Origin of the sequence: Hymenobacter fodinae (genome assembly GCF_004745825.1) — a bacterium.
GTDB classification, from domain to species: Bacteria; Bacteroidota; Bacteroidia; order Cytophagales; family Hymenobacteraceae; genus Hymenobacter; species Hymenobacter fodinae.
Map to the genome: position 1 here is coordinate 25,700 of NZ_SRLA01000008.1, position 22,656 is coordinate 48,355.

13 protein-coding genes are annotated in these 22,656 nt (G+C 59.8%); 3 read left to right on the forward strand and 10 right to left on the reverse strand.

What is annotated here, in order from left to right; genetic code table 11:
* Window positions 1-39: 39 nt before the first annotated feature.
* Both EU556_RS25070 and EU556_RS25075 read right to left on the reverse strand, forming a co-directional pair.
* Window positions 40-2,424 (reverse strand): S8 family peptidase, encoded by a 2,385-nt coding sequence (locus tag EU556_RS25070; RefSeq protein ID WP_135437000.1) that lies wholly within the window; start codon window positions 2,422-2,424, stop codon window positions 40-42.
* 2 nt (window positions 2,425-2,426) lie between these two features.
* A complete protein-coding gene (locus EU556_RS25075) occupies window positions 2,427-3,524 on the reverse strand; it encodes an AAA family ATPase (RefSeq protein ID WP_135437001.1) in 1,098 nt (365 codons plus the stop codon).
* Between the two features lie 610 nt (window positions 3,525-4,134).
* Here EU556_RS25075 and EU556_RS26730 point away from each other — a divergent pair.
* The 3 genes from EU556_RS26730 (at window position 4,135) to EU556_RS25090 (ending at window position 8,789) form a co-directional block, all read left to right on the forward strand.
* Window positions 4,135-5,001: a DUF6122 family protein gene (locus EU556_RS26730; protein ID WP_262709686.1), complete on the forward strand. Its 867-nt coding sequence runs from the start codon at window positions 4,135-4,137 to the stop codon at window positions 4,999-5,001.
* 450 nt (window positions 5,002-5,451) lie between these two features.
* On the forward strand, window positions 5,452-7,725 hold the full coding sequence (locus EU556_RS25085) for a TonB-dependent receptor family protein (RefSeq protein WP_135437002.1): 2,274 nt from the start codon (window positions 5,452-5,454) through the stop codon (window positions 7,723-7,725).
* Between the two features lie 137 nt (window positions 7,726-7,862).
* The gene (locus tag EU556_RS25090; protein WP_135437003.1) at window positions 7,863-8,789 is read left to right on the forward strand and encodes a toxin-antitoxin system YwqK family antitoxin; all 927 of its coding nucleotides are present in this window, start codon (window positions 7,863-7,865) and stop codon (window positions 8,787-8,789) included.
* Between the two features lie 623 nt (window positions 8,790-9,412).
* Here the strand turns inward: EU556_RS25090 and EU556_RS25095 are convergent.
* From EU556_RS25095 to EU556_RS25130, 8 genes are all read right to left on the reverse strand, one after another.
* Window positions 9,413-10,351: a bestrophin family protein gene (locus EU556_RS25095; protein ID WP_135437004.1), complete on the reverse strand. Its 939-nt coding sequence runs from the start codon at window positions 10,349-10,351 to the stop codon at window positions 9,413-9,415.
* An 89-nt stretch (window positions 10,352-10,440) separates the two neighbouring features.
* Complete coding sequence (locus EU556_RS25100; RefSeq protein ID WP_135437005.1) at window positions 10,441-12,900, reverse strand: multicopper oxidase domain-containing protein; 2,460 nt, start codon at window positions 12,898-12,900, stop codon at window positions 10,441-10,443.
* 7 nt (window positions 12,901-12,907) lie between these two features.
* Window positions 12,908-14,050, reverse strand: coding sequence for a DUF2231 domain-containing protein (locus tag EU556_RS25105; RefSeq protein ID WP_052381922.1), 1,143 nt, complete (start codon window positions 14,048-14,050; stop codon window positions 12,908-12,910).
* A gap of 320 nt (window positions 14,051-14,370) precedes the next feature.
* On the reverse strand, window positions 14,371-14,580 hold the full coding sequence (locus EU556_RS25110; protein ID WP_135437006.1) for a heavy-metal-associated domain-containing protein: 210 nt from the start codon (window positions 14,578-14,580) through the stop codon (window positions 14,371-14,373).
* A 255-nt stretch (window positions 14,581-14,835) separates the two neighbouring features.
* Window positions 14,836-17,673 carry an alpha-amylase family glycosyl hydrolase gene (locus EU556_RS25115; RefSeq protein WP_135437007.1) on the reverse strand — a complete coding sequence of 946 codons (2,838 nt, stop codon included), beginning with the start codon at window positions 17,671-17,673 and terminating at the stop codon, window positions 14,836-14,838.
* A gap of 619 nt (window positions 17,674-18,292) precedes the next feature.
* Window positions 18,293-18,628, reverse strand: coding sequence for a four-helix bundle copper-binding protein (locus tag EU556_RS25120; RefSeq protein WP_071884653.1), 336 nt, complete (start codon window positions 18,626-18,628; stop codon window positions 18,293-18,295).
* A 176-nt stretch (window positions 18,629-18,804) separates the two neighbouring features.
* Window positions 18,805-19,401: an AraC family transcriptional regulator gene (locus tag EU556_RS25125; protein WP_071884652.1), complete on the reverse strand. Its 597-nt coding sequence runs from the start codon at window positions 19,399-19,401 to the stop codon at window positions 18,805-18,807.
* 10 nt (window positions 19,402-19,411) lie between these two features.
* Window positions 19,412-22,633 (reverse strand): efflux RND transporter permease subunit, encoded by a 3,222-nt coding sequence (locus EU556_RS25130; protein ID WP_135437008.1) that lies wholly within the window; start codon window positions 22,631-22,633, stop codon window positions 19,412-19,414.
* Between the last annotated feature and the right edge of the window lie 23 nt (window positions 22,634-22,656).

Consider the following 22,656-nt stretch of genomic DNA (forward strand, 5'->3'; position numbering starts at 1 on the left):
TAAAGCAGGCGGTTAGTGATAGAAAAGCAAGTTGGTAAGCTACTCCGTAGTTGGCTCGGGTGCCGGGCCGCCACTGGTGTTGCGCAGATTCAGGTTGACCTCGTTGCGCAGCTGGATGTTGTTATGCTGGAAGTTGTTGAGTGTCAGGCTGCGGGTTACGGAGCTATACACGTCGTGACGCTGCAGGGGATCGCGGATGGTCACAATGAGGCAGAACTCCTGGGAGAGCACCTCGCCGTCGGCCGCGGCGGCCGCTTCCGCCGCGTGCGAAAACAGGCCCTTGAGCTCGAGGTACCACTTCTTGGGCGCCGTCAGCCCGCGTACCCGGTGCGCCTCGGTCATTTCCTGCAGGTTGATGGCGAATTTCTTAATCGGGTGGTACTTGCCCAAGTCGTCGCGCAGTTGCCGCTCGGCCGTGAACGGGTGGTCGATGTAGCGCTGGAACTTGGCGGCGTAGTTGCTGGAGAGCAGCAGATTGTAGGGATTAAGCTTGCCGATGGGGTTGGAGATGGTACGCTTGGTCGTGTCGCGCAGGCGAATCCGGTCGTAGGTGCCGAAGGACACGTCAATGTTGGACTGGCAGTACTCGGCGCCCTGGTTGCCGTCCAGGCGCGGGTCGGTGACCAAGGTGACCGTAACCTCCCCGTAGAACTGGCCCTCGTCGTTGAGTAAGACGTCGGGAAACGGAAAGTCGAGGATCTCAATGTAGCCCCCGCGCACGATGTTGTCCTGCAGGATCAGCGTGCTTTCGTGGGGCGAATTGAAAATGATGTCGTCCACGGAGCTCGGCAACCCGAAGCCCAGTTCGCGCAACCGGTCGCTCGGACTCAGGCTCAGGCCCGGGTGGTATTTAGCCGAGTGAATGGCCAGGGCTTTCAGCAGCAGGGGGTTGAAGTCGCCGGCCACGCGGTGCGAGAGGCCGGCCATCAGCGCCGACACCCGGGGGGTGGAAAAACTCGTGCCGGCTTGCTGCACCACCCCCCCGGTGAGGGAAAAGGAGTTGACGCCGGTCAGTTTCATGCGCCCGCCGGCCGTGACGCCACCATTCCCCCCGTAGTGCACCAGTTCGGGCTTGATGAGCTTGTTGGGGCCAAACCCCGAGCGCGAGAAGGGCGAGGCGTGGCCTTCGGGCACCAGGTCGTCCGGCCCCTGGCTGTGCGCTACACTGCCCACCACTAAGGAGCGCACGGAATCGGCCGAAATAGGAATGCGCCGCTTGGGGGCAGCTGAAACGAAGTTGGTGCAGTTGCCCGCCGATTTGCAGATCAGGGCCCCCGTGCGCTGCTGCAGCTCGTCCAGTGACTTGCCGAAGTCCGAGAAGTCCCGGGCGCTGCATTCCATCGTGCCCCCGCCGGACAGGTTCCACAGCAGCACGTCGGGGTGGGCCAACACCGCGTTCTGGATGTTTTCCAGCAACTCATCCTCGTCAATTTCCAGCCCCGGCCGCGGAAACACGGTGGCATCGAGCAGCTTAAACTCGCCAACCCCCACCCAGCTGCGCTGCTCCAGCTCGTCGCCGTATAGCAGCACGCCGGCCACAAAAGTGCCGTGGGAGCGGTCAACTTCTGGTTCGCGATAAGCGCTATAGCGCCGCGCGTCCAGCCACGGGGCCAGGTGGGGAATAGGAGCAATGCCCGAATCCAGTACGCCGACCGTCAGGTAGTCCTGACCTGCCACCGGGGTTTTCACCGGCAGCTCCAGGCCGCTGCTCAGCTCGTCGAGCGTGATACGGTAAGCCGGCATGGGGTCGATCGAGTACAGCGCCTCAAACTCCTGCACCGTCACGAGGGTATCGGGCCGGACATGCTCCAGCTTGAAAACGGTCAACCCGGAAGTGTAGCGCGTCTTGCGGTAGGCAACCTGGCCCTCGCGCAGGGTCTGCTCAAAGGCACTTTCCACCTGGGCATTCATTTGCCGATCCTGGTAATTCACCAGCTTGACTTTTAGCGGCGTGGAGGTATCCTGGGGTAAATCAATGCGCGGCTGAAATGGTCGAATCTCGTCAATGGCGGATAAACCGATGGAGAAAGCCAGCGGGCGCTCCAGGTTATGGTCGATGAAGGCCACGTGCTCCGGCGAGTCCACTTTGACCAGGAAGTCCAGGTCTTCAGACAGCCCGATGAAGTTGTATTCTTCCTTGCGGTTAAAAATTTTACCTACCTCACCCCGGTGCGACTTGGCCATCGCATCTTCCCGCACTGTTACCTGCACCACGGCCGGAATAAAGCTGCGCTCGGGTCGCCGCGCAGCGATGGATTGGGCCGTAGCGCCCAATGATTGCCGAAACTCGGTAGCCCGGGCTTCCAGCACGTCTTCGGGCAATAACCAGCTGGGTTGGGGGCCGCCGCCCCCAGCTTCGGTTTTGCGCTCGTCCTGGGTGCCGCGCTTGCTAAACAGCTTAATGGGAAGATTCTTGGGTTCCATAACTAGCCTTTCGGATTAAAATAGTTGCGCACCTGGCGCAGGGAAATGTCGAGTAAGTCCGCAATAGCGGCCTGTGACACCCCATGGGCACTCAAAAAGCCGAGCAGGGCTTCCTGAGAGGCTGCTTCATGGTGCTTGTAGTAGTAGAATTGCAACAGCAGGTGTTCGTACTCCAGCTTTGACTTTTTGGCCAGCACGTTCTGGGCAATGGCATTCTGACAGATGGACTTGATGTCGGCCGGGCTGTTGCCCTGTAGCAGTTCGGCCAGGGCCTCCCCTTTTTTGCTGTCCAGGTCAAACCCCAACTCCACGGATTTTAGAAATAGCTGAAGCAGGCGCTGAATGTCGGCTGGCTGGGGCAGGGACACGTCGATGATGCTGTTAAACCGGCGCCAAATGGCCTTATCCAGTAGCTCCTGATGGTTGGTAGCTGCAATCAGGATGTTGGATTCCACAAACTCATCAATGTTTTGCAGCAAGCTGTTGACCACCCGCTTCAGTTCCCCGAGTTCATGTTGGTCGTCCCGGGCCTTGGCGATGGCGTCAAACTCATCCAAAAACAGGATGCAGGGCTGGCGACTGGCGAATTCGAAAATTTTGCGGATGTTCTTGGCCGTGTTACCCAGCAGCGAGGAAACCAGCGAGTCGAGCCGAGCTACTACCAGCGGGAGCTGCATTTGCTGGGCGATGTAATGGGCAATGGTGGTCTTGCCACCGCCGGGGGGGCCGTAGAGTAAAAGAGAAGCCTGCGGAGCTACGCCCGCAGCCTGGAGTTCAGAACGATGCTGCAATCGATTCACAAAGCCGTCGAGCTTGTGACGCAGGTTATCAGAAAGAATAACTGGCAGCTCCAACCCTGGTTGGGGCATCACCAGGTCGGCAATGTTCATGCGGGTCTCCTGATCGACCGGAGCGGTCAGAAGCTGGTCGAGGTACACGGGCTGGGCCTGCTTGCTGTGCAAGGCGCGCAGAATGCGGTCGGCCGCTTTCGTGTCGCCGGCCTTGCGGAGGTTTTCAGCCAGCAGCATAGCGTAACTAAGCACCTTCTGCGAATCCTTGTTAAGGCCGCCTTCAATGATTTTTATGATTTCTGTAAACATGAGTGCTTTTTACGTACTCAAATATACGTAAATCGTTTCCAAAATATCTAAATACGTTTCTAAAAATACGAAATATGTTTCTGGTAGTACTCTGCGCCATGAAAAAGGCCCATGGTAGCCCGCTCACAGCATAACCCGTGTTGCTCGGGGTGTCCCTACCTACGACAATCTGTTGCCTGACCGGCTGGCAGGCGAAGAGCACTGTTTGCAGGCCTATCTATCGGGTAATGGTCAATTATGGCTCATCCGTGAGAGGAGTGCAGTGCTTAGTCACCGCCTTTCCTGTTCGTGTATACTTCTCAGTTTAGCCGAATGACTTTTCTAAACCATCAGGCTGCATCGAGGCAGTTCAGGACCTGGAAATTATGCAAGTAAATCGGCCACACGATGCACGGGCAAAGTGCGTAAGCTCACCTAGCCCTTCCCACCGAATAGCCGACTCTGTGTTGCCTTTCCTGCCCGGAAGGGATAGCAGCGATCTGTTTACGACCTGGGTATTTTAAGCCCGGTAAGGACATTCTGAAGCACAAGCGTCCCCATATAGGCATCGTAGCAAGCTGGGTAACGACATTGGACGCCCCGCTCAAAACGGATGATTCCATCTTTAACTATGCTGCTTCGATGGCGTCGAGCCACGAGGCCGCCCGCAGGGTGCTTGCTCGGGATAAGCTTGCTTACTCGTCCCCAACACGTTTCCTTGCTTCTCTTGCCTGTTTTCAGCTTTATTCGCTATAGCACCGCCGGCCTGATATTGGCACTTGCTGGCTGCCGGTCATCCGCTCTGCCCCCCAAGTTTGCGGCTACTACCGGGTACCGCTCCCCGCGGCCGGTACAGCGCTTTGACACGACGAAATCCCTCTTAGCTCCTACACTGCCCTCTGCGCCGCAGAAGTGGGTACAGCCTGAAGTTCAGCCTGCGACCACAAACACTTCGGTCTACCCCCCTCCGAAAAAAAGGGAGCAGCCGACTCGGCTGGGTAGCTTTCAGCCCAAGCCAACGATTAAGGACACGGTAGGTGGCACCACTCAGCCGTTGGTTTCGCGTAGGCCCCGGGAGTATGCCTCCCCCAAGTTCTTCAGCGTCCAAACGTTGGTGCATTATGGGCTGCACTTTCTTTTTCCGGCTGTGTTGGCGCTTATTTTCTTTCCCGCGGTGTGGCAAACCGCCTACCTGATCATGCTTGCCACCATGATCATGGACCTGGACCATCTGCTGGCCAAGCCTATCTTCGACCCCTTGCGCTGCAGCATCGGGTATCACCCGCTCCACTCTTTTTATGCCATCCCGGTGTATACGCTGCTGCTCCTGCTACCAGTCACGCAAATTGCCGCCGTAGGCCTGCTGTTCCACCTATTCACGGATATGGTGGATTGCTTGTGGAACTTCAGCCACTGCCGCGCGTGCTACCTCAACTCCCGTATTTATGCCTTGCGCAGCTGGGTAAAGCGGCTCCTAGCCCGTGAGAGGGGTAAGTGAATAGGCAGAGAGGAAGCCTGATGCATTCCCAAAAGTCTTCTAACAAGCTTGATCCGAGCCCTGCCCTACTTTGTGGCAACGACCATGATGATGGCTTGGGACCTCATGCCGGCCGCTTTCGTAGCGCTAGGCGCCGGCTTTGGCTTTGGATAATGAGAAGTACCGGGCGGGCGGCGGCGTCCCCACTACGGTACTGGCCAGGCTTGTAGGTAGAGGATGCGACGCAGTCCCGCTTTCCCCCTGCCAAACGCACGGATCTGGTGCTGCCGTTTGCTTAAGCTACCCATTCATCCGGGCTTTGTAGCGCGCTCCGCAGTGCCCGAAGCCTTCCAGGACGAAAGATTACACCTCAGAGCTGGAAATTATGTAAGTAACCGGGGTGATTAGTGTTATTTATAATCTTTCTAAACAAACATACCTTTGTGCCATTATTCCACCTGAAGTCTCCTAATGAGCTGTTCTTTCTACCCGACCATGGCTGGCCTACTGACCAGTTTTGCTTTTTCTATCATTTCCCAGCCCGGGTTGGCTCAGCGACTGTCGGCGCCCGACACCACGCATCACCAGAAGCTGAGCGAGGTCACCGTTACCGGCACGGCTCCCCATTTCGCCGCTCCCGTTGAGGGCACCACGCTCACGGCCGGCCGCCGCAACGAGCTTATCAAGCCGCGCGACGTGAATGCCAACCTGGCTCAGAACAATGTGCGGCAGGTGCTGGCCCGCGTTCCCGGCCTGATGGTGTGGGAAAACGACGGATCCGGTCAGCAAATCAACATTGCTACCCGGGGCCTGAGCCCTAATCGTAGCTGGGAGTTCAACACCCGGCAGAACGGCTACGACATGAGCGCCGACGCCTTTGGCTACCCCGAGGCCTATTACAATCCGCCGATGGAAGCGGTAGAGCGCATTCAGCTGCTGCGCGGCGGGGCCGGCCTGCAGTTTGGACCCCAGTTTGGTGGTCTGCTCAACTACGAGCTCAAACGTGGTCCCCAGGATAAAAAGGTGGAGGTGGAAACCAGCAATACAGCTGGCTCCAACGGCCTGTTCAACTCCTACAATGCCGTAGGCGGCACGGTAGGCAAAGTGAACTACTATGCGTATTACCGCCACCGACAGGGTGACGGCTGGCGTCCCTCCAATCAGTTCACTGTCGACGATGTGCATGCTAACATACACGTAGCCTTGACCAAGCGTTTGACGCTGGGGGCGGAAGTAAGCTATTTGACCGATAAGCTCCAGCAGCCGGGCGGCCTGACCGATGCGCAGTTTGCTCAGGATAGCCGCCAAAGTACCCGCACCCGCAACTGGCTGAGCACTCCCTGGCTGATTCCGGCGCTGACGCTGGACTACCAGGCCGGCGAGCGGACTCGCCTGAGCGTGAAAACCTTTGGCCTGGTGGCCTCCCGCAACAGCGTGGGCTTCGTGGCTGGTCTACCCGCGCCCGACACGGTGAGCCGCCGCACCCGGCAGTTCGCCGCCCGCCAGGTGGACCGCGACGACTACCGCAACCTCGGCGCCGAGCTGCGGCTGACGCAGGAGGTCCGTTTCCTGGGCCGCACCCACACCCTGGCCTCGGGCCTGCGGGCCTACCGCGCCACCACCTCCCGTCGTCAGCGTGGTACGGGCACCACCGGGTCGGATTTTGACCTGACATTAACCGGTAACGGGCGCTTCACCAACGAATTTGATTTCACGACTACCAATGCCGCAGCGTTTGCCGAGTTACTGCTCCGCGCCGGTGCGCGGCTGAGCGTTACCCCTGGGCTGCGCTATGACTACCTGCGCAATACTGGCAGCGGCTACTTGGGCCGGGCGGCCGATGGGACGGAAAACCGCCTTGCTGACCAGGCCAGTCGCCGCAACGTGCTGCTCTACGGTCTGGGTACCGAATTCCAGCTGTCGCCCACGACCAATCTGTACGCCAACTATTCCCGCGCCTTCCGTCCCGTGCTGTTCGGTGACCTGGTGCCACCAGCTACCTCGGATGTCATCGACCCCAACCTGCAGGATGCCCGCGGCTATACGGCGGAGGTGGGCTACCGCGGCAGCTTCCGGACCTGGCTGCGTTTCGACGTAGGCTACTTCTTCCTCAACTACGAGGACCGTATCGGTGTCATCCGTCGTCCCGTACCCGGTGGCACGACTGGCCAGACCCAGCAGTTTCGAACCAACCTGGGCCGTACCCAGACCCACGGCCTGGAAGCCTATGCCGAGTTGGACCTACTTCACTCGCTGACCAGCAACGTCAACCTACCCCACCTGGATCTATTCGCCGCGCTCAGCCTGCTGGATGCCCGCTACGGGAACCTGCCCGTGACCACGCTCACGGGCACGGGCACCAGCACCCAAATCGTGGAAACCAACCTGAAGGGCAATTACGTGGAGAATGCCCCGCGTCAGACCCTGCGCATGGGTCTGACTTTCGCCCACAAGGGCTTGTCCGTTACTGGGCAGTTCAGCCACGTCGCCAAAGTGTATGCGGATGCCAGCAACACGGAGACTGCCCCGGCTACTGCCCAGACCGGCGTCATCCCGGCTTATCAAGTCACCGACCTTTCCGCTACCTGGAAGCTGGGCCGCGACAACCGCTACCGGCTGAGCGGGGGCGTGAATAACGTGTTCGACGCGCGCTACTTTACCCGGCGCTCGGGTGGCTACCCCGGCCCTGGCATCCTGCCCGCCGACGGCCGCACCTGGTTTGCGGGACTGGGCCTCACGCTTTAAACAGCGTTCTACCAATTCCCGCAAAAGGGGGTGCTCCGTTGAGCACCCCCTTTTCTGCATAGGTCGGAGCCGTGAATAGTCGGCAGCCTGGTATATTTACCTACCGCATTTTGGCTTGTTCTACCGCCTATTCCTGTATGGCAAAACATTACTTTCTACACGCCTTCTTCTGCTTTATTTGCCTGCCCGTGCTGGCCCAGCGACCCAAGCCGGCAGCTGTCAACTTACCGCCGGCCGACACCGTGTATTTTGACCGTGACTGGGAGCGCACCGAGACCCTGGAAGAGGTTTCCTATGCTCGGATTGCCCGCCATGATGCTGCCGGCAAAACGGTGGGCACCGTGCGCGACTACTTCTATCCTTCCTGGAAAAAACAGTGGGAAGGAAAAATGGCCAGTGAAGCCCCGGACAAGCCCACCGGGCTGTGCTGCGGCTGGCACGAAAACGGCCAGATGAGTTTTCGCGGAACGTACGTGAATGGCGTACAACAAGCTGATTTTCGCAGCTGGCATGAGGACGGCCGCGAAATCAAGTGTACATCCGTGCTGCAGGACGCGCTGCCCTTAAGCACGGCTTCCCTCCACTGCAGCAACTGCATGCACACCAGCCGGAAAGTATTCACGGTAGACCTGCCGGTCGGCACGGTCGGCATTATCTATAAGCTGGACGTGCGCGACGAAGGCCAGCCTCCTATTTCCTGGTCAACGGCGCTGGCGGTGGCAGCCGTGGCCAGCAGTGGGGGAACTGCGGCCCCCACCCTGCTGAGCACCGCGGCCACGGCCCTGACCAAGCAAGGCAACAATGCTCCGCCCACGGTGAGCACCAAATGTCACTGGTACATTACCCCCGACGAGCGCGCGGCCCAGCAGTTTCTCGCTACCAAGGGCACCATTACCCGGGACAAAGTGTGCTTTCGGGCAGCAGAAAATACCCCCCAGGAAACCCGCCCCCTTGCGCTGCCGGCCGGTACCCGCCGTCTCTACGTGTGCGTGAACAATGACAACTATACCACCGATGCTACTGCTACGCTCAGCGTAACGGCACTGCTACAATCCTGTCAGTAATGCTGTCCACCCCTTGCCTGCGTTCAGGGGGCAAGGGGAGCCAGCACCGTTTTTTCCTTACTCGACAGACTGCCGTGCGGCCCCGGCCGGTCCACGTAGTGTTGAGTTACCTGCTCACCACTCCGAGCAGATAGTTGCAGTGCATCGAGGCGGGGTGCCAACTGCTGCCAACCATTGGTTATCTCTGCCCTTGATACGTTGGCCCCCCTGGCAGCCAGTCTACACACTACATTTTCAAGCTGGTTGATCTTCATATAGGGAAGGGTCAATAGTAAAAACAATACGCGAAAAAAGAAGCTTGCTATAGAGCTACTCGCGTTACGCTCCCTTCCCGGTTGCCTAAGGATAAACTATGCAACAAATTCCGGGGATGGTGTATCCGATATCAGGCCTACCTGCCTGCCTGCTCTAGTTGCCACCGCAGGTAGACCGGCTTACAAGCCCTGGCCGCAACAGCCTACGCACCCGAAGCCGGACCGGTGAACCGGTTTGACTTGGCAAGCTTCCCTCGGTTGTCAATCTTCTAACTTTAAACACCTTTTAGCAGGTGGAGTAGCTACAGTCCGTAGGGATATGGGCCTTACTGTCAGGCGCAAGGAGAAAGCAGGGTGTAGTACGGGCGGCTAGTAAAGTATGCCGTGTTCAGCTTGCACGGGCGCGGGCACCTGCTGTTCGCCCAGCATCTGGCGCAAATCAATCTCGATGCTGCGGCAGAGCGCCGTCATGGGCACGTCGTTCATGCGGTTCTCAAACGGGTCCTCGCTGATGTGGCCCACCAGCTCAATGGTGATGAATACCCAGGATACCAGCACGGAGAACGGCACGGTCAGCCAGTAGTGGCCATGACCCAGCTTCTCGAATTCGGCCAGCAAGCCCAGGGGCAGTAGGGCAATAAAGAGCCACACGAACACCAGACTGGAAAAAGCATACTGCCGGGGAAACGGCGTATTCTTGATGCGCTCACAGCCGCCCTGCAGGTTGGTCATCTCGCGTAGCTCTTCACACAGAGTACGCAGCTGCAACTCACTGAACAGCCCTTCGGCCTCGCGCAGGGCCTGCGTTTGCCGCAGCAGCAGCTGAGCGGGTGGATTGGCCAGCTGTTGCAGCTGCGTGGCCTCGGCCGGGTCGAGCAGGGGTGCCACCTCCGCCTGCCAGCGCTCAGGCTGACGACGCAGGTGCAGGCGTAGCGCATTGACCCAGGCCAGCTGCCGGTACACCAGCTGCCGCTGAAACGCCAGCTGCGCCAGCGTGGTGCTCACCAGGTTGGCCGGCCGGGTGTGGCCCAGCACCAGCATCGTCCAGCTGCGACTGCGGTTGACGATGCCGCCCCACAGCTGGCGGGCTTCGGAAAAGCGACTATATGAGCTGCTGTTCTTGAAGCCCACGTAGAACGACACGGCCACGCCCACGATGCTGACCAGCTGCCAGGGCACGTCCAGCCAATGCCAGTGCAGCGGTCCGTAGAGTACGGCCAAGAGCAGATCGTAAGTCAGGAAAAGGAGCACGTCCTTCCAGGAATGGCGCCAGATAACGCGCCAATGAATGTGCTTGCGAATATACATAATGGGGTAAATCAGCCGCGCCAGGATAGACCACTCAAGTAGCGGCTCAGGAGGCAGCGGGCAAAGCAACGCTCTTGAGGGGCGCTTTGCTAGTAATGAAAGGTCAGACCGGCGCCCCAGCCATACTGGTTATCGTAGTTGGTGCTCAGCGAGGCGTACTTGCTGACCATGTAGCGGAAGCCGAGCGTAAACTCCCGGTCCGTGTTGCCCCGGATGTCCATGAACACATTATTACTCAGGGGCAAATCCCGGCGCTCGAGTTGCAGACGCACCTGACCAGTCAGATCAGAGCGTAACTCTGCGCGCACAAGTAGGGGGAGCAGATAGTACACGCCGAGTTCGGTTTGCCGGCGGAAATTGATGTTGTTGTCTCGAGGACGGCCTTTTTCCAGGGGCGACCCACGTAACGTCTTGTTGTCCCGAAAATCATAGCCCACGAAGGCCGCCCAGAATTGCCGCTTATCGAGGTAGCGCAGCAAGTGGGTTTCGGTTTCGTAGTTCCCCAGGTAGTTGACCCGGCCCTCGAATTCCAGCGCGTTGCGGTTATTGGAAAGATTGCCTTCCAGGAAGGCCCCCTGAGAGTGGACCGATAAATCGAGCCAGGGGTAGACCGCATTGTCCTCGCGCTTAAGCATCTTGTAATTCCCCTTCGCGTACTCGTTCTGGGGGCTGGCGTCGTAGCTGATGATGCGGGCCATGCCGGCCATCATGTGGTAGAGGATGTGGCAGTGGAAAAACCAGTCCTGGTACTCGTTGGCCTCAAATTCGATGGTCACCGTGCCCATGGCCGGGATGTCGAAGGTGTGCTTCATGGGCGAGTAAGCGCCCTGGGCGTTGACCAGGCGGAAGAAGTGCCCGTGCAGGTGCAGCGGGTGGCGCATCATGGTCAGGTTGGTGAAGGTCATGCGCACGTTCTCACCCCGGCGGATGGGAATTTTGTCGGCTTCCGACAAGGTTTTGTTGTCAAACGACCAGATGTAGCGCAGCATGTTGCCGGTGAGCGTAAGCTTGATGTCGCGCCACTGCCGGGTAGAATCCAGGGTGGTCGGATTCAGGGCCCGCAACTGGTTGTAGTTAAAGTCGCCGCCCGCGCCCCCCATGCTCATGCCGGCCATTCCACCGCCCATGTCCATGCCGGCCATACTACCCATGTCCTGCGTATTGCCCATGCTCTTACCGCTCTTTTCCTGCATGTTCATGGGCCGGTTTTGGGGAGAGGGGGCCGTGCTGGCGGGCATGGTTCCGTTTTTCATATCCATCCCTTTCATAGAGGGGTCCGCGGGCTGCGTAGACTGCCGGCCGGCCGGCATGTTCATGCCTTTCATCTCCCCACTGCCCCCTTTCATATCCATGCCCTTCATGCCGCCGTTAGGGTCCATCTGGCCGTTGCCGCCCATGTCCATACCGGTCATATTACCCATGCTGCCCATTTCCCGCATCATCTGGAAGTAGTTAATGCGCGGCAAATCGGGCGCTTTCATCGGCTCGCCGGCTCCAAAGAAGCTGGACGAGTAGCCCGTGATGTCGTTGGCGGTGGCCCGCAGTTCGGCCGCGCCCGCGGGTGGAATGGTCACCAGTAGGTCGTAGGTTTCGGCCGTGGCAATTTCAAGCTTGCTGACGGGGAAAGGCTCCACGTTGATGCCATCGGCGGCGATGACCTGCATGGGGCCGCCGGCATACTGCAGGTAGAAGTAGGAGGAGGCGCTGCCGTTAATGACGCGCAGGCGCACCACTTCCCCGGGCTTGGCGTCAGGGTAGTAGCTCTGCTCGCGGCCATTGGTGAGGAACTTGTTATAGTAGATGTCGGTGAGGTCCATGGCCGGCATGCGGCCCCACTCCTGCCGGACTTTGTCCTTGAAATAGCCGGCCGCAACAGCCTCGCCGTAGCTTTGCGTGGCGCCTTTCTGCACGGCAAACCACTCGCCGGCCCGCTTGAGGTAGCGCAGCACTTCCTTGGGTGGGTGGTCGGTCCAGTCGGAGAGCAGGAGCACGTACTCCTTGAGCTCGTACTTCACCTGCTTGGGCTGAATGACGATGGAGCCGTACAGCCCGTTCTGCTCCTGCAGCATGGTATGGGAGTGGTACCAATAGGTGCCGCTCTGGATCAGCGGAAACGTGAAGGTGTGCATGCCGCCCGGCTCAATGGGGGCCGTGTTAAGGTAGGGCACCCCGTCCTGGTCGTTAGGCAGCAGCAGCCCATGCCAGTGAATGCTGGTTTCCACGCTCATCTGGTTGTGTACCCGGATGATAGCCGTGTCGCCCTCAGTGAAGCGCAGCGTGGGGGCCGGAATCTGCCCGTTGATGGCAATAGCCAGGCGGGTTTTGCCGGTGTAGCTTACCTCCCGCTCATCCACGTACAGGTCATATTCGACCCGGTGGCCGGCGTGGCCCGTGCGGGGCGCCACCACGTGGCCCCGCAGGTCCTGATCCGGGGGCGGGGTGGCCGGGCCATTGGCGGCCTTGCTTTTGGGCATGGCCTGGTGCTGGGGCGTTTGGGCGGCCAGGGAAAGCGAACCAAGCAGAAAGAGTAGAAGGGCAAATAATCTCATCGGGTCGCTACTGGTTAGCATGCTTGGGTTTGTTACGGGCGGGGTTGTTGTCCTCGAAGCGGAACTTGTCCAGGGGGTTGGTGGGCATGCGCATGCCCGGCATCGGGCCCATGGCGGGCATGGGCTGGCCTTTTTCCATACCGGGCATATCGCTCATGTTGTCCATTGGCGGCGTGGCTTGCTTGGGCTGCTTTGAACCCGGCGCCTTCATGCCCGGCATATCGGCCATAGTGCCCATGCCCGCCATGCCGGATGGGGCTTTGGCTGGCTTTATGGCGCCTGGTTTCGGCGGGCTCATGCCGGGCATATTCTCCATCCCGGGCATATCGTTCATGGGTTTCTGCCGGGCCGGGCGGCTCCTATCCATGCCCGCGGGCATGGGCTGACTCCTCTTTTCAGCGGGCATGCGCATGCCCGGCATGTCCGGCATGGTGCTGTTAGCGGGGGCTGGCGGACCAGCCGGCTGGCGGCCGGGCATAGCCCTGTTGTCCATCGCGCCCGGGGCCGTGCGGCTGTCCTTGCTGGTGGAGGCGGGCCCGTTCATATCCATGCCGGGCATATCAGCAGAACCCGGGGCCGCGAGTGGGTTGGGTGAAGCGGGAGCCTGGTTCGCGTTGTGGTCGTTGCCCCCTGCCGCCTCGTTGTGCGTATCGGCCTCCATCTCCATAGCGGGCATGGCTTCCCCGCCCCCATGGCCGTGGCTTTTATCGAGCAGGCGGCCCTGCGGCCCCACGCCCTCGACGTACACCAGCTGCGCCCCACGGTGCCCAGCCACCGACAATACCCCGGCCGTGGCTATGGCCAACACCAGCACCAGGATTTCGTAGGCCCGCCGCTGAATCTTGAAAAACGTGCCGACACCGGTCAGCAGCAAGGTAATGCCGGAAAGCCACAGGGTGTAGCCCGCGAACTTTTCGTGGGCTTCAAAAACGGCGGCGGCCCGGGGTGCCAGACCCATGGGCATGGCATGAAACACGGTGCTGGCGGCCAGAGCTCCCAGAAAGCCGCCGGCCATCACGGCCATGGTAATCCACTTCACCGGTGGCCAGTCCTTGTACACGTTCAGCGCCTGCAGGCCCGCGCTGAGCAGCAGCAGGACAATAGGTAGATGCACCACCAGGGGGTGCAGGTTGGGAAAATCTGAGAACATAGAGGCAGGCAAAGAATTGAACAGCAGAAAACCGCCGAAAGAGCGGAGCCCTTTCCGGATTCCCGGCGCCGCAACATTTTCCGGTAGTGCAGCGCCGCTTTTTCCCGGCCACGACGAAGCAAATCAGAGAAGTCGTGTTGCTGTGCCAGCAGGCTAGCAGGACGTGACCGGCGGTTCGCTTTACGCAGAGTGGGTGGGGGCGTGTTTGCTGCTATTGCGCGCGCAGCCTACATAATTTCCATGCTTTCCAGTGCTAGGCACCCTGAAAACCAAAAACGCCCGGCAGAACCGGGCGTTTTACGTGCAGACAACGAAGGCGCTTAAGCAGCCGCAATGTTAAAGCCGGCTTTCTCGACGGCCTGAACCACTTGCTCCGCCGTGAGTTGGTCGGAGGTGACTGTGAGAATCTTGTCGGGGCTAGTCGTGTCTACTTGCCAGTTACCCGCGCCAGCTTCTTGGTTCAGGGTCGGCGTAACGGCTTTAATGCAGCCGCCACAGTTGATATTGGTCTTGAATTGCAGCGTTTTCATGGAAGAAGAAGTAAGGTCCGCCGAGCTAGTCGGTACTGGGTGTATAACGCACAAAAATAGGCTCCAGTGCGGCGCCAGGGGTATAGAATTGCGCTCCGGGCTTATATGATTTGCAGGAGAGTTCATACCATGAACTATTTCGTTAGGATCAAGTAGTTGGAGTCTTTTCAGCCCCGTGAGTCTAGTTTAATCCCCTACGAACAGTGCCACCAAATTGTGATGGTCATTCCATAAGGTAGTAGAAAAGCCTGTTTGTTAGGGTTGGATCAAAAGTCGCGTAGTGGCCGTAAGGTTACCGCTTACCACGTTAACTAAGTATACTCCAGCCGACAAACTATCGAGTTTCAGCGGTATTTCCACGACCGTGCCGGCAGGACGCGGGGACAACTGTACCCGGTGTACTTCACCGCCGAGCAGGTTACGTACGCTCACCGTCACCGGGGCCGTAACAGGCGTAGTCAGTCGCACGGTGGCCCGAGTACCGGCCGGGTTCGGGGCGACGCTCAAGTTCAGCGCGGTGCCTTGTTGCGCCCCCCTGGTGCTGAGCACTATACCGGCACGCCGCACCCGCTGCGTGGTGTACACGCGGTACTCCCCGGGCTGCAGGTTTAGTTGGGCATTCACGTTGGTCACGGTAATACTGTCGCCGCTGAGGTAGTTGTACCACTTGCCGGGCCGTTGAAAGGCTGGGTCAATGGTGATACTGGTCACGTCGAAGTTGCCCAGAACGGTCACTTGCTGCGTGGCATCGCCCAGGTGGATGGATTTGCCCGCGCCGGCCAGCTGTTGGGTATAGCTGGTGGGGTTGTCGAACACGGCCTGACTCTTCTTCAGGGCTATCAGCGCCCGGTAGGTGTCGTAGAGCTTACGGCGGGCGGGTTCCTGGTAGTAGTTCCAGCGGATAGGCTTATTGCCGGTGCGCCCGTTGAAGTCGATGCTCACCTCGTAGCCCAGCTCGCCAAACTGCCACAGCATCTTGGGGCCTGGTACGGTGAAGAAAAACGCGGCCGCGGCCTCGTTGCGGGCCAGAGCAGTGGTGAGGTCGCGCACGTTGTGGGCGGGGTTGGATTGGTTGCCAAAGGTGAGGTTGCGGTACATCAGCCGCTCCTCGTCGTGGCTTTCCATGTAGGTCACCAGGCCCGGCTGCGCCCAGCCGCGGCCACCCTGGGCGGTGCTGCCGTAGTAGCCCCCGCTGAAGTTGGAGTTGGGCAGAAAGCCCATGGTAGCCTCGTTGTAGTTGTAGTTAAGGTTGCCCCACAGCAGCATGCCCGCGTTGGCCAGCACCCGTTCTTCGGTATTATCGGCAAAGTGCTCCAGAATAACGAACGCATTCGGGTCCACTGTTTTAATGAAATTGTTGTACTCCATCCAGATGTTCACCCGGGACTGGTCGTACTGGCTCCACTGACCCACGTTGGTGCCGGAAACGGTCTGGGTGAAGCCTTTGGACAGATCGAAGCGGTATCCATCCAGGTGATATTCCTGCAGCCAGAATTCCATCACCCGTTTGGCGTACGTTTTGGTGAAAGCGCTTTCATGGTTGAAGTCGTACCCCACGTTGAAGGGGTGCGTGGCGTCAGCATTAAACCAGGGTGAGTTCGCGGCCGGCTTGCCGGCTGCCCCGTCGAAGTACAGTTGCACCATCGGGTTCTGGCCAAAGGCGTGGTTGAGCACCATATCCAGCGTCACGGCGATGCCGCGGGCGTGGGCGGAATCGATGAAGCGCTTGAGTTCGTTCTTGGGGCCGTAGTACTTGTCGGGGGCCAGGTGAAAGGAGGGGTTGTAGCCCCACGACTCGTTGCCCTCGAACTCGCCCACCGGCAACAACTCGATGACGTTGACCCCGAGGCGCTGCAGGTAGCCTAACGTGTCCACCAGGGTCTGGTAGTCGTGGCGGGCCATGAAGTCGCGTACCAGCAGCTTATAGATGACCAGCTTGCTTTTTGCCGGCTTCTGAAAGGTAGGCACCTGCCAGGTGTACGCCGGCTGATTGGTTTGCAGCACCGACACGATGCCCGAGGTCTGGCCCGTGGGGTAAGCCTTTAGGTTGGGGAAGGTTACGGCCGGAATGAAGCGGTCGTTATTGGGGTCGAGCACTTTCTCAGCGTACGGGTCGGCCACGCGCAGGCTGCCATCCACCAGGTACTGGTAGGCGTATTCGCGCCCCGGCGTCAGGCCGTTGAGCTGCACCCACCACTGGTTGCCGTCGGGCGTCTGGTTCATGTAGGCCGGCTGGTCGGGCTGCCAGTTGTTGAACTCGCCGAGGGCGTACACGAACTGTTTGCCCGGGGCCGTGAGCACCAGCACGGCGGAAGCTCCCCCAGCCAAGTAGTTGATGCCGTCGCGTACGCCGGCGGGCAGGGCGGCCGTGGTTACAACCGGGCGCACGTACACAATGGCCGAGTCCGACACGGACGTGGTGCCCAGGGTAGCTGTGAGGCGGATGACGTTGCGGCCCGCCCGGGTGGGCGTCACGCTGCCGGTAAAGCTCGTGGCATTGGATTGCTGGCCGACCTGGGTGCCATTAAGACGCAGCGTTAGAGTCGCGGCCTGAGAGGCGACACCCGCCACGTTCACCGGTGCCCCCGAGCTGATAAAGATGGGGTTCTGACCCGTTGCTGGGGCAGTAAGGCGCACGGCCAGGGCGCTGCTCTGGCTTACGTCCACGAAGATATCAGCCCCACCGGTGGCCCGGCCGACCTGGGTGCCGGCGGCGTTGCGAAACACCATGGCCAACTTCAGAACCTGCTCGGCGGCCGGCACGTTGAACCAGGCCCGCACGCTGGGCGTGATGCTTAACGCGTAGGTATTAGGGCCGGTGCGGGTAAGCAGCACCGAGGGGTCAGGAGCGGTAAAATTGGTAAATTTCACATACCTCCAATCCGAAGGTGAAGCGCTAAGGTTAGTGATAACCCCGATGTGAGCGTACACGTCACCGGTAAAGTTGTTCAGGCCCTGGTTGCCTTGCGTGGCATCAAAGGACAGAGTAACTGGGTCAGTCGCCGCAAAGAAAGCCGGAGCGGTTGAGACCACCTGGGCCCGCACAACACCAGTCAGCACCAACAGCCAAGCTAAGAGCAGGAAATTTTTCATGTATCGTGGAGAAAGAGTCGGGGAAACCGCTACACTACTTTTTGTAGAATACCCACACGATTGTCGTGATAAGGGTAAGAGGTAAAAGGCAGTCATCGAAAATCAGTAAGCTTTCAGCCAAGCGTGCGCGCCCCGACATTACCACCTATCGGGCAGTGGCAGGTAAGAGAAGGATAATGCACGGGTCACTACTGCCAGGCATGCCACACCCAAACTCCGAATTATGAGCACAAACCATGGGAGAAGTGGCGTTTACATCTGTAGACCATGCTCTAAGTGGCAAAGCGAGCAGATGAAAAGCGAGCAGATGAAAAGCGAGCAGATGAAAAGCGAGCAGATAAGAAGCTGAGCCAGTTGCTGATTCTTGGGAGATCGTCCCATTCAAGTCACCGCACTGGTCTCCGTAAAGAGCTAACAGCAGGGCTGCGCAGTATCGGGCAAGTCTGGGAAGGGGGTGAGCCGCTACAGGTATTAGGGCACCGCGTGATTAGTTCAAAGGTAAAATCCCGTCAAATAGTAAGAAATGTACTATCGGGTTTATTGCTTGCAACATTACACTCATACAAATGCAAAAAGCCAGCTCAATTCACATGAGCTGGCTTTTTTGGTGTCAGGTAGTCTAGGCGTTCAAACCTTGACGGCAGGCCTGCTCGCAGCGGCGGCAGGCTTCCGCGCACTCCCGGCAGTGCTGCATATGCGCGCCGTGCTTTTCGCATTCGTCACCACAGGCCTTGCAGATTTCGGCGCACTCGCGCAGCAGGTGCTGGGCGTGCTCAGAGCCGCGGGCCAGCAGACGAGCGGTGAGGGCGCAGATGTCGGCACAGTCCCGGTCCAGGCTAATACAGCGGACCATCATGCGCACATCCTGCTCTTGCAGGCAGGCGGTAGCGCAGTGTTCGCACGAGGCGATGCAGGCATTGAGGGCGTCGAGCAGGTTCTGGTTTTGAGTGTGCATGATACTGGAAGGTTAAGGATGAATAATTTCCAGTATATACTTGCCGTGCAGCCAGTAGTTGTGCACGATTAAAGCCGATTACCTGCATAATTTACTCGGCTCCACTTTTGCAAGCCGCTTTCTCGGCTTACCCCGTCAAGGTGCTATTTTAGCAAGAACCCGAACCCTACAAGGCCTTAGCCGCTTGCACCCGAATCAGAAAGTGTAGCGACGGAAGCCTGCAGAAGGCACTGGCGGCGGTACTCGCTGGGAGAAAGCCCCGTTGCGCGCTGAAACTGCCTGGAGAGGTGGCCCAGATTGCTAAATCCCAGTACTGTAGCAATGCGCCCCACGGGCAGCGTACCATCCCGCAGCAGGCACCGGGCCTCTTCCACGCGCTGCCGGATGACGTACTGTTCCAGGCTCAGTCCTTCGGTGGCCGAAAACACGTCGCTCAGGTAAGCAAAGCGTCGCTGCAGGCGCTCGCTCAGCAGTCGGGAGAAGTGTCCGCTACGTAGCGCGGCGGGCTCCTTACGCAGCAGCTCGGCAATTACTTCCTTGATTTGCACTACGAGGCGCTGCTGGGGGGAGAGCCGGTCGAGCAAGGCAAAGCCTTCCGCTTCCAGACGCTGCTGCAGTCGGGCCCAGTCAATGACCTGCTGGGTGCCCAGCAGTTCCACTTCCCCCAGTTCCACGCGTAACGGCACCAGGCCCAACTCCACGAGGAGTTCGCGCACTACCAGGATGCACTTTGAGCAGACCATATGCCGGACATACAGGAGCGTGGAGGCCATGGGACAAGGGCTACAGGGCCGGGGACAAATCGGTCTGATCGCCCGGGGGCGTGAGCGGCTGCGCATCCAGTTCCTGCGGGTGCTCATCCAGGCCTACTTCCCGATGGGCGGCGAAATACTGGGTCAAGGCCTTCTCCCCTACCAGCCAGAACACCACGGGCGTGACGATGATGTCGAGAAAGGTGGACGAGAGCAGCCCTCCGAGGATGACGGTGGCCACCGGGTAGAGGATTTCCTTGCCCGGGGCGTCCTTGGCCAGCGTGAGCGGCACCAGGGCCAGGGCCGCTACCAGCGCCGTCATCAGCACGGGCACCAGGCGCTCCAGCGAGCCGCGGACGATCATCTTTTTGCCGAAGGTCTCGCCCTCATGCTCCACGAGGTGGATGTAGTGGGAAATCATCATGATGCCGTTGCGCGAGGCAATGCCGGTGAGCGTGATAAAGCCCACGAGCGAGGCAATGCTGAACGTGCTGCCCGTGAGCAGCACCGCCACCACCGAGCCAATCAGGGCCAGGGGGATGTTAAGCATAATCTGGCCCACCATGTAGGTGGACTTGAAGTGCGAGTAGAGCACCAGGAAGATGCCGGCCAGCGAAAACAAGCTCAGCCACAGAATCTTTTGCGAGGCCGACTGCTGGCTCTCGAACTGCCCGCCGTAGGTGAGGTAGTAGCCCGCCGGCAGCTTCACCTGCTGGCTGACTTTGGCTTGAATCTCCTTCACCGTGGAGCCCAGGTCGCGCTCGGCTACGTTAAGCGAGATGGTAATGCGGCGCTGGGTATTTTCGTGGTTGACGGTGTTGGGCCCCGGCTCGTAGATGACATCCGCCACCTGGCTCACGGGAATCATGGCGCCCGTGGGCGTCTCAATGCGGGTCTGGCCAATGGCCGCGATGTCGTTGCGCTGCGCTTCCGGCAGTTTTACCACCAAGTCGAAGCGCTTCTGCCCGTCGAGCATCTGCGAGACCACGGCGCCCTGAAACAGGGTTTCCAGGTCACGCACCACTTCGCCCCGGGCCATGCCGTAGGCTCGTAGGGCGTCGTCCTTGGGCCGGATGAGCAGCTGCGGTATCTGCACCTGCTTCTCGACCTGTAGGTCCACCACGCCCGGCACCGTGCCGGCCGCCGTGCGGATTTCATTGGCGTAGCGGCGCAGCTCCAGCAAATCATTGCCGAACACCTTGATGGCCACCTGGGCACGCACGCCCGACAAGAGGTGATCAAGGCGGTGCGAGATGGGCTGGCCGATGTTCACGTTGACGCCCGTGATCAGACTGAGCTTCTGGCGCATATCGGCCAGAATCTCGTCCCGGCTGCGCATGGTCTTGCCCTCCTTCTCTAGCTCTTCCTCCGTTTTGAAGGCTACCTCGATTTCCGAGTTGTTCACCGACTCGGCGTGCTCATCGAGCTCGGCGCGGCCGGTGCGGCGGGCCGTGTAGGCCACTTCCGGAATCTTGAGCATTTGCTCTTCGCCCAGCGTGCCCAACCGGTTGCTTTCCGTTAGCGACGTGCCGGCGGGGGCCGAGAAGTTGACCGTCAGGGAGCCTTCGTTGAAGGGGGGCAGAAACTCCGTGCCGAAGAACGGCACCATGGCCGCGGCCAGCACAAACAGCAAGGCCGTAGAAGTCAGGATAAGCTTAGGGTGAGTCAGGCCCCAGCCCAGCAGGCGCGTATCCTTCTTTTTCAGCCAGCGGACCAGCGGCCCGTCCGTCTCGGCGTGGTCCATTTGCTTCATCTTCGGCAGCAGGTAGTAGCAGAGCACCGGCGTGACGGTCAGCGACACGAACAGCGAGGCCACGATGCTGGTGATGTAGGCGATGCCCAGCGGGGCGAAAATGCGGCCTTCCATACCTTCCAGCGCAAACAGGGGCAGGAATACCAGCACCACGATGATGGTGGCGTACACGATGGAGTTGCGCACTTCCGAGGAGGCGGCGTAGATGACCTTGAGCACCGGCTGCGGATCAGGGCGCTGCTTGTTTTCGCGCAGGCGCCGGTACACGTTTTCCACGTCCACGATGGCGTCGTCCACGAGCTCCCCGATGGCAATGGCCAGCCCGCCGAGCGTCATGGTGTTGATGCTAATGCCGGCCAGGCGAAACACCAGGGCCGTGACCAGCAGGGACAAGGGAATAGCTACCAGGGAAATAAAGGTGGTGCGCACGTTCAGCAGGAAAGCAAACAGCACGATGACCACGAGAATGGCCCCGTCGCGCAAGGCCTCCTCCACGTTGGTAATGGAGGAATCAATGAACTCCGACTGCTTGAACAGGCGCGTATTTACCTGCACATCCTTGGGCAAAGAGGGCTTGAGCTCGACCAGGGCCTTCTCCACGGCCTGCGTGAGACCCACGGTGGCGGCCCCCGGCTGCTTCTCAATGCTCAGAATGACGGCGGGCTTACCGTTCACGCTGCCGTCGCCGCGCTTGAAGCGGGCCCCGAACTCCACGTTGGCCACGTCCGCCACGCGGACCGGGGACTGGTCGCGGTAGCCGACGATGATGTTTTCAATGTCCTTGACCGAGCGCAGGCGGCCCAGGTTGCGGATGAGCACCTCCGAGCCGTTGCGATCGAAGAAGTTGCCGGTGGTGTTCAAGTTGGACTGGCGCAAGGCTTCCTCCACCTGGTTTACCGTCAGGCTGGTGGCATTCAGGCGGGGCATGTCCAGCAAGACCTGGTACTGCAGATTGTCGCCGCCGATGGGAATGACCTGGGCCACGCCGGGTATGGAGAGCAGGCGTTGGCGCACGGTGTAGTTGGCCAGCGTGCGCAAATCAGCCGCATTAGTTTCTTTTCCGCCCGACAGCCCCACCAGCATAATCTGGCCCATAACCGAGGAAATGGGCCCCAGCACGGGCGTAACGCCCTGGGGCAGCTGCTCGCCGGTGGTCTGGAGCTTTTCACTCACAATCTGGCGGGCCGTGAAAATATCGGTGCCGTAGTCGAACTCCACGAACACCATGCCCAGGCCGATGGCCGAGTTGGAGCGCACCGCCGACACGCCGGTGGCTCCGTTCAGGGCCGTTTCCACCGGCAGTGTCACCAGGGCCTCCACTTCCTCGGGCGCCATGCCCGGGGCTTCTAAGAATACCGTCACGCGAGGACGGTCCAGGTCGGGCAGCACGTCCACGGGCAGCTGGCCCGCGGTGTAGGTGCCGGCAATGAGCAGGCCCAGGGCGAAGGCCAGCATCAGCAGGCGGTTCTGCAGGGCAAAGCGAATTATCTGATCGAGCATCGGTTGTTAGCGCAAAAAAGGAA

Coding starts and splice junctions, on each gene's coding strand:
- EU556_RS25070 (WP_135437000.1), bottom strand. CDS start 2,424: ATGGAACCCAAGAATCTTCCCATTAAGCTGTTTAGCAAGCGCGGCACC.
- EU556_RS25075 (WP_135437001.1), bottom strand. CDS start 3,524: ATGTTTACAGAAATCATAAAAATCATTGAAGGCGGCCTTAACAAGGAT.
- EU556_RS26730 (WP_262709686.1), top strand. CDS start 4,135: ATGCTGCTTCGATGGCGTCGAGCCACGAGGCCGCCCGCAGGGTGCTTG.
- EU556_RS25085 (WP_135437002.1), top strand. CDS start 5,452: ATGAGCTGTTCTTTCTACCCGACCATGGCTGGCCTACTGACCAGTTTT.
- EU556_RS25090 (WP_135437003.1), top strand. CDS start 7,863: ATGGCAAAACATTACTTTCTACACGCCTTCTTCTGCTTTATTTGCCTG.
- EU556_RS25095 (WP_135437004.1), bottom strand. CDS start 10,351: ATGTATATTCGCAAGCACATTCATTGGCGCGTTATCTGGCGCCATTCC.
- EU556_RS25100 (WP_135437005.1), bottom strand. CDS start 12,900: ATGAGATTATTTGCCCTTCTACTCTTTCTGCTTGGTTCGCTTTCCCTG.
- EU556_RS25105 (WP_052381922.1), bottom strand. CDS start 14,050: ATGTTCTCAGATTTTCCCAACCTGCACCCCCTGGTGGTGCATCTACCT.
- EU556_RS25110 (WP_135437006.1), bottom strand. CDS start 14,580: ATGAAAACGCTGCAATTCAAGACCAATATCAACTGTGGCGGCTGCATT.
- EU556_RS25115 (WP_135437007.1), bottom strand. CDS start 17,673: ATGAAAAATTTCCTGCTCTTAGCTTGGCTGTTGGTGCTGACTGGTGTT.
- EU556_RS25120 (WP_071884653.1), bottom strand. CDS start 18,628: ATGCACACTCAAAACCAGAACCTGCTCGACGCCCTCAATGCCTGCATC.
- EU556_RS25125 (WP_071884652.1), bottom strand. CDS start 19,401: ATGGCCTCCACGCTCCTGTATGTCCGGCATATGGTCTGCTCAAAGTGC.
- EU556_RS25130 (WP_135437008.1), bottom strand. CDS start 22,633: ATGCTCGATCAGATAATTCGCTTTGCCCTGCAGAACCGCCTGCTGATG.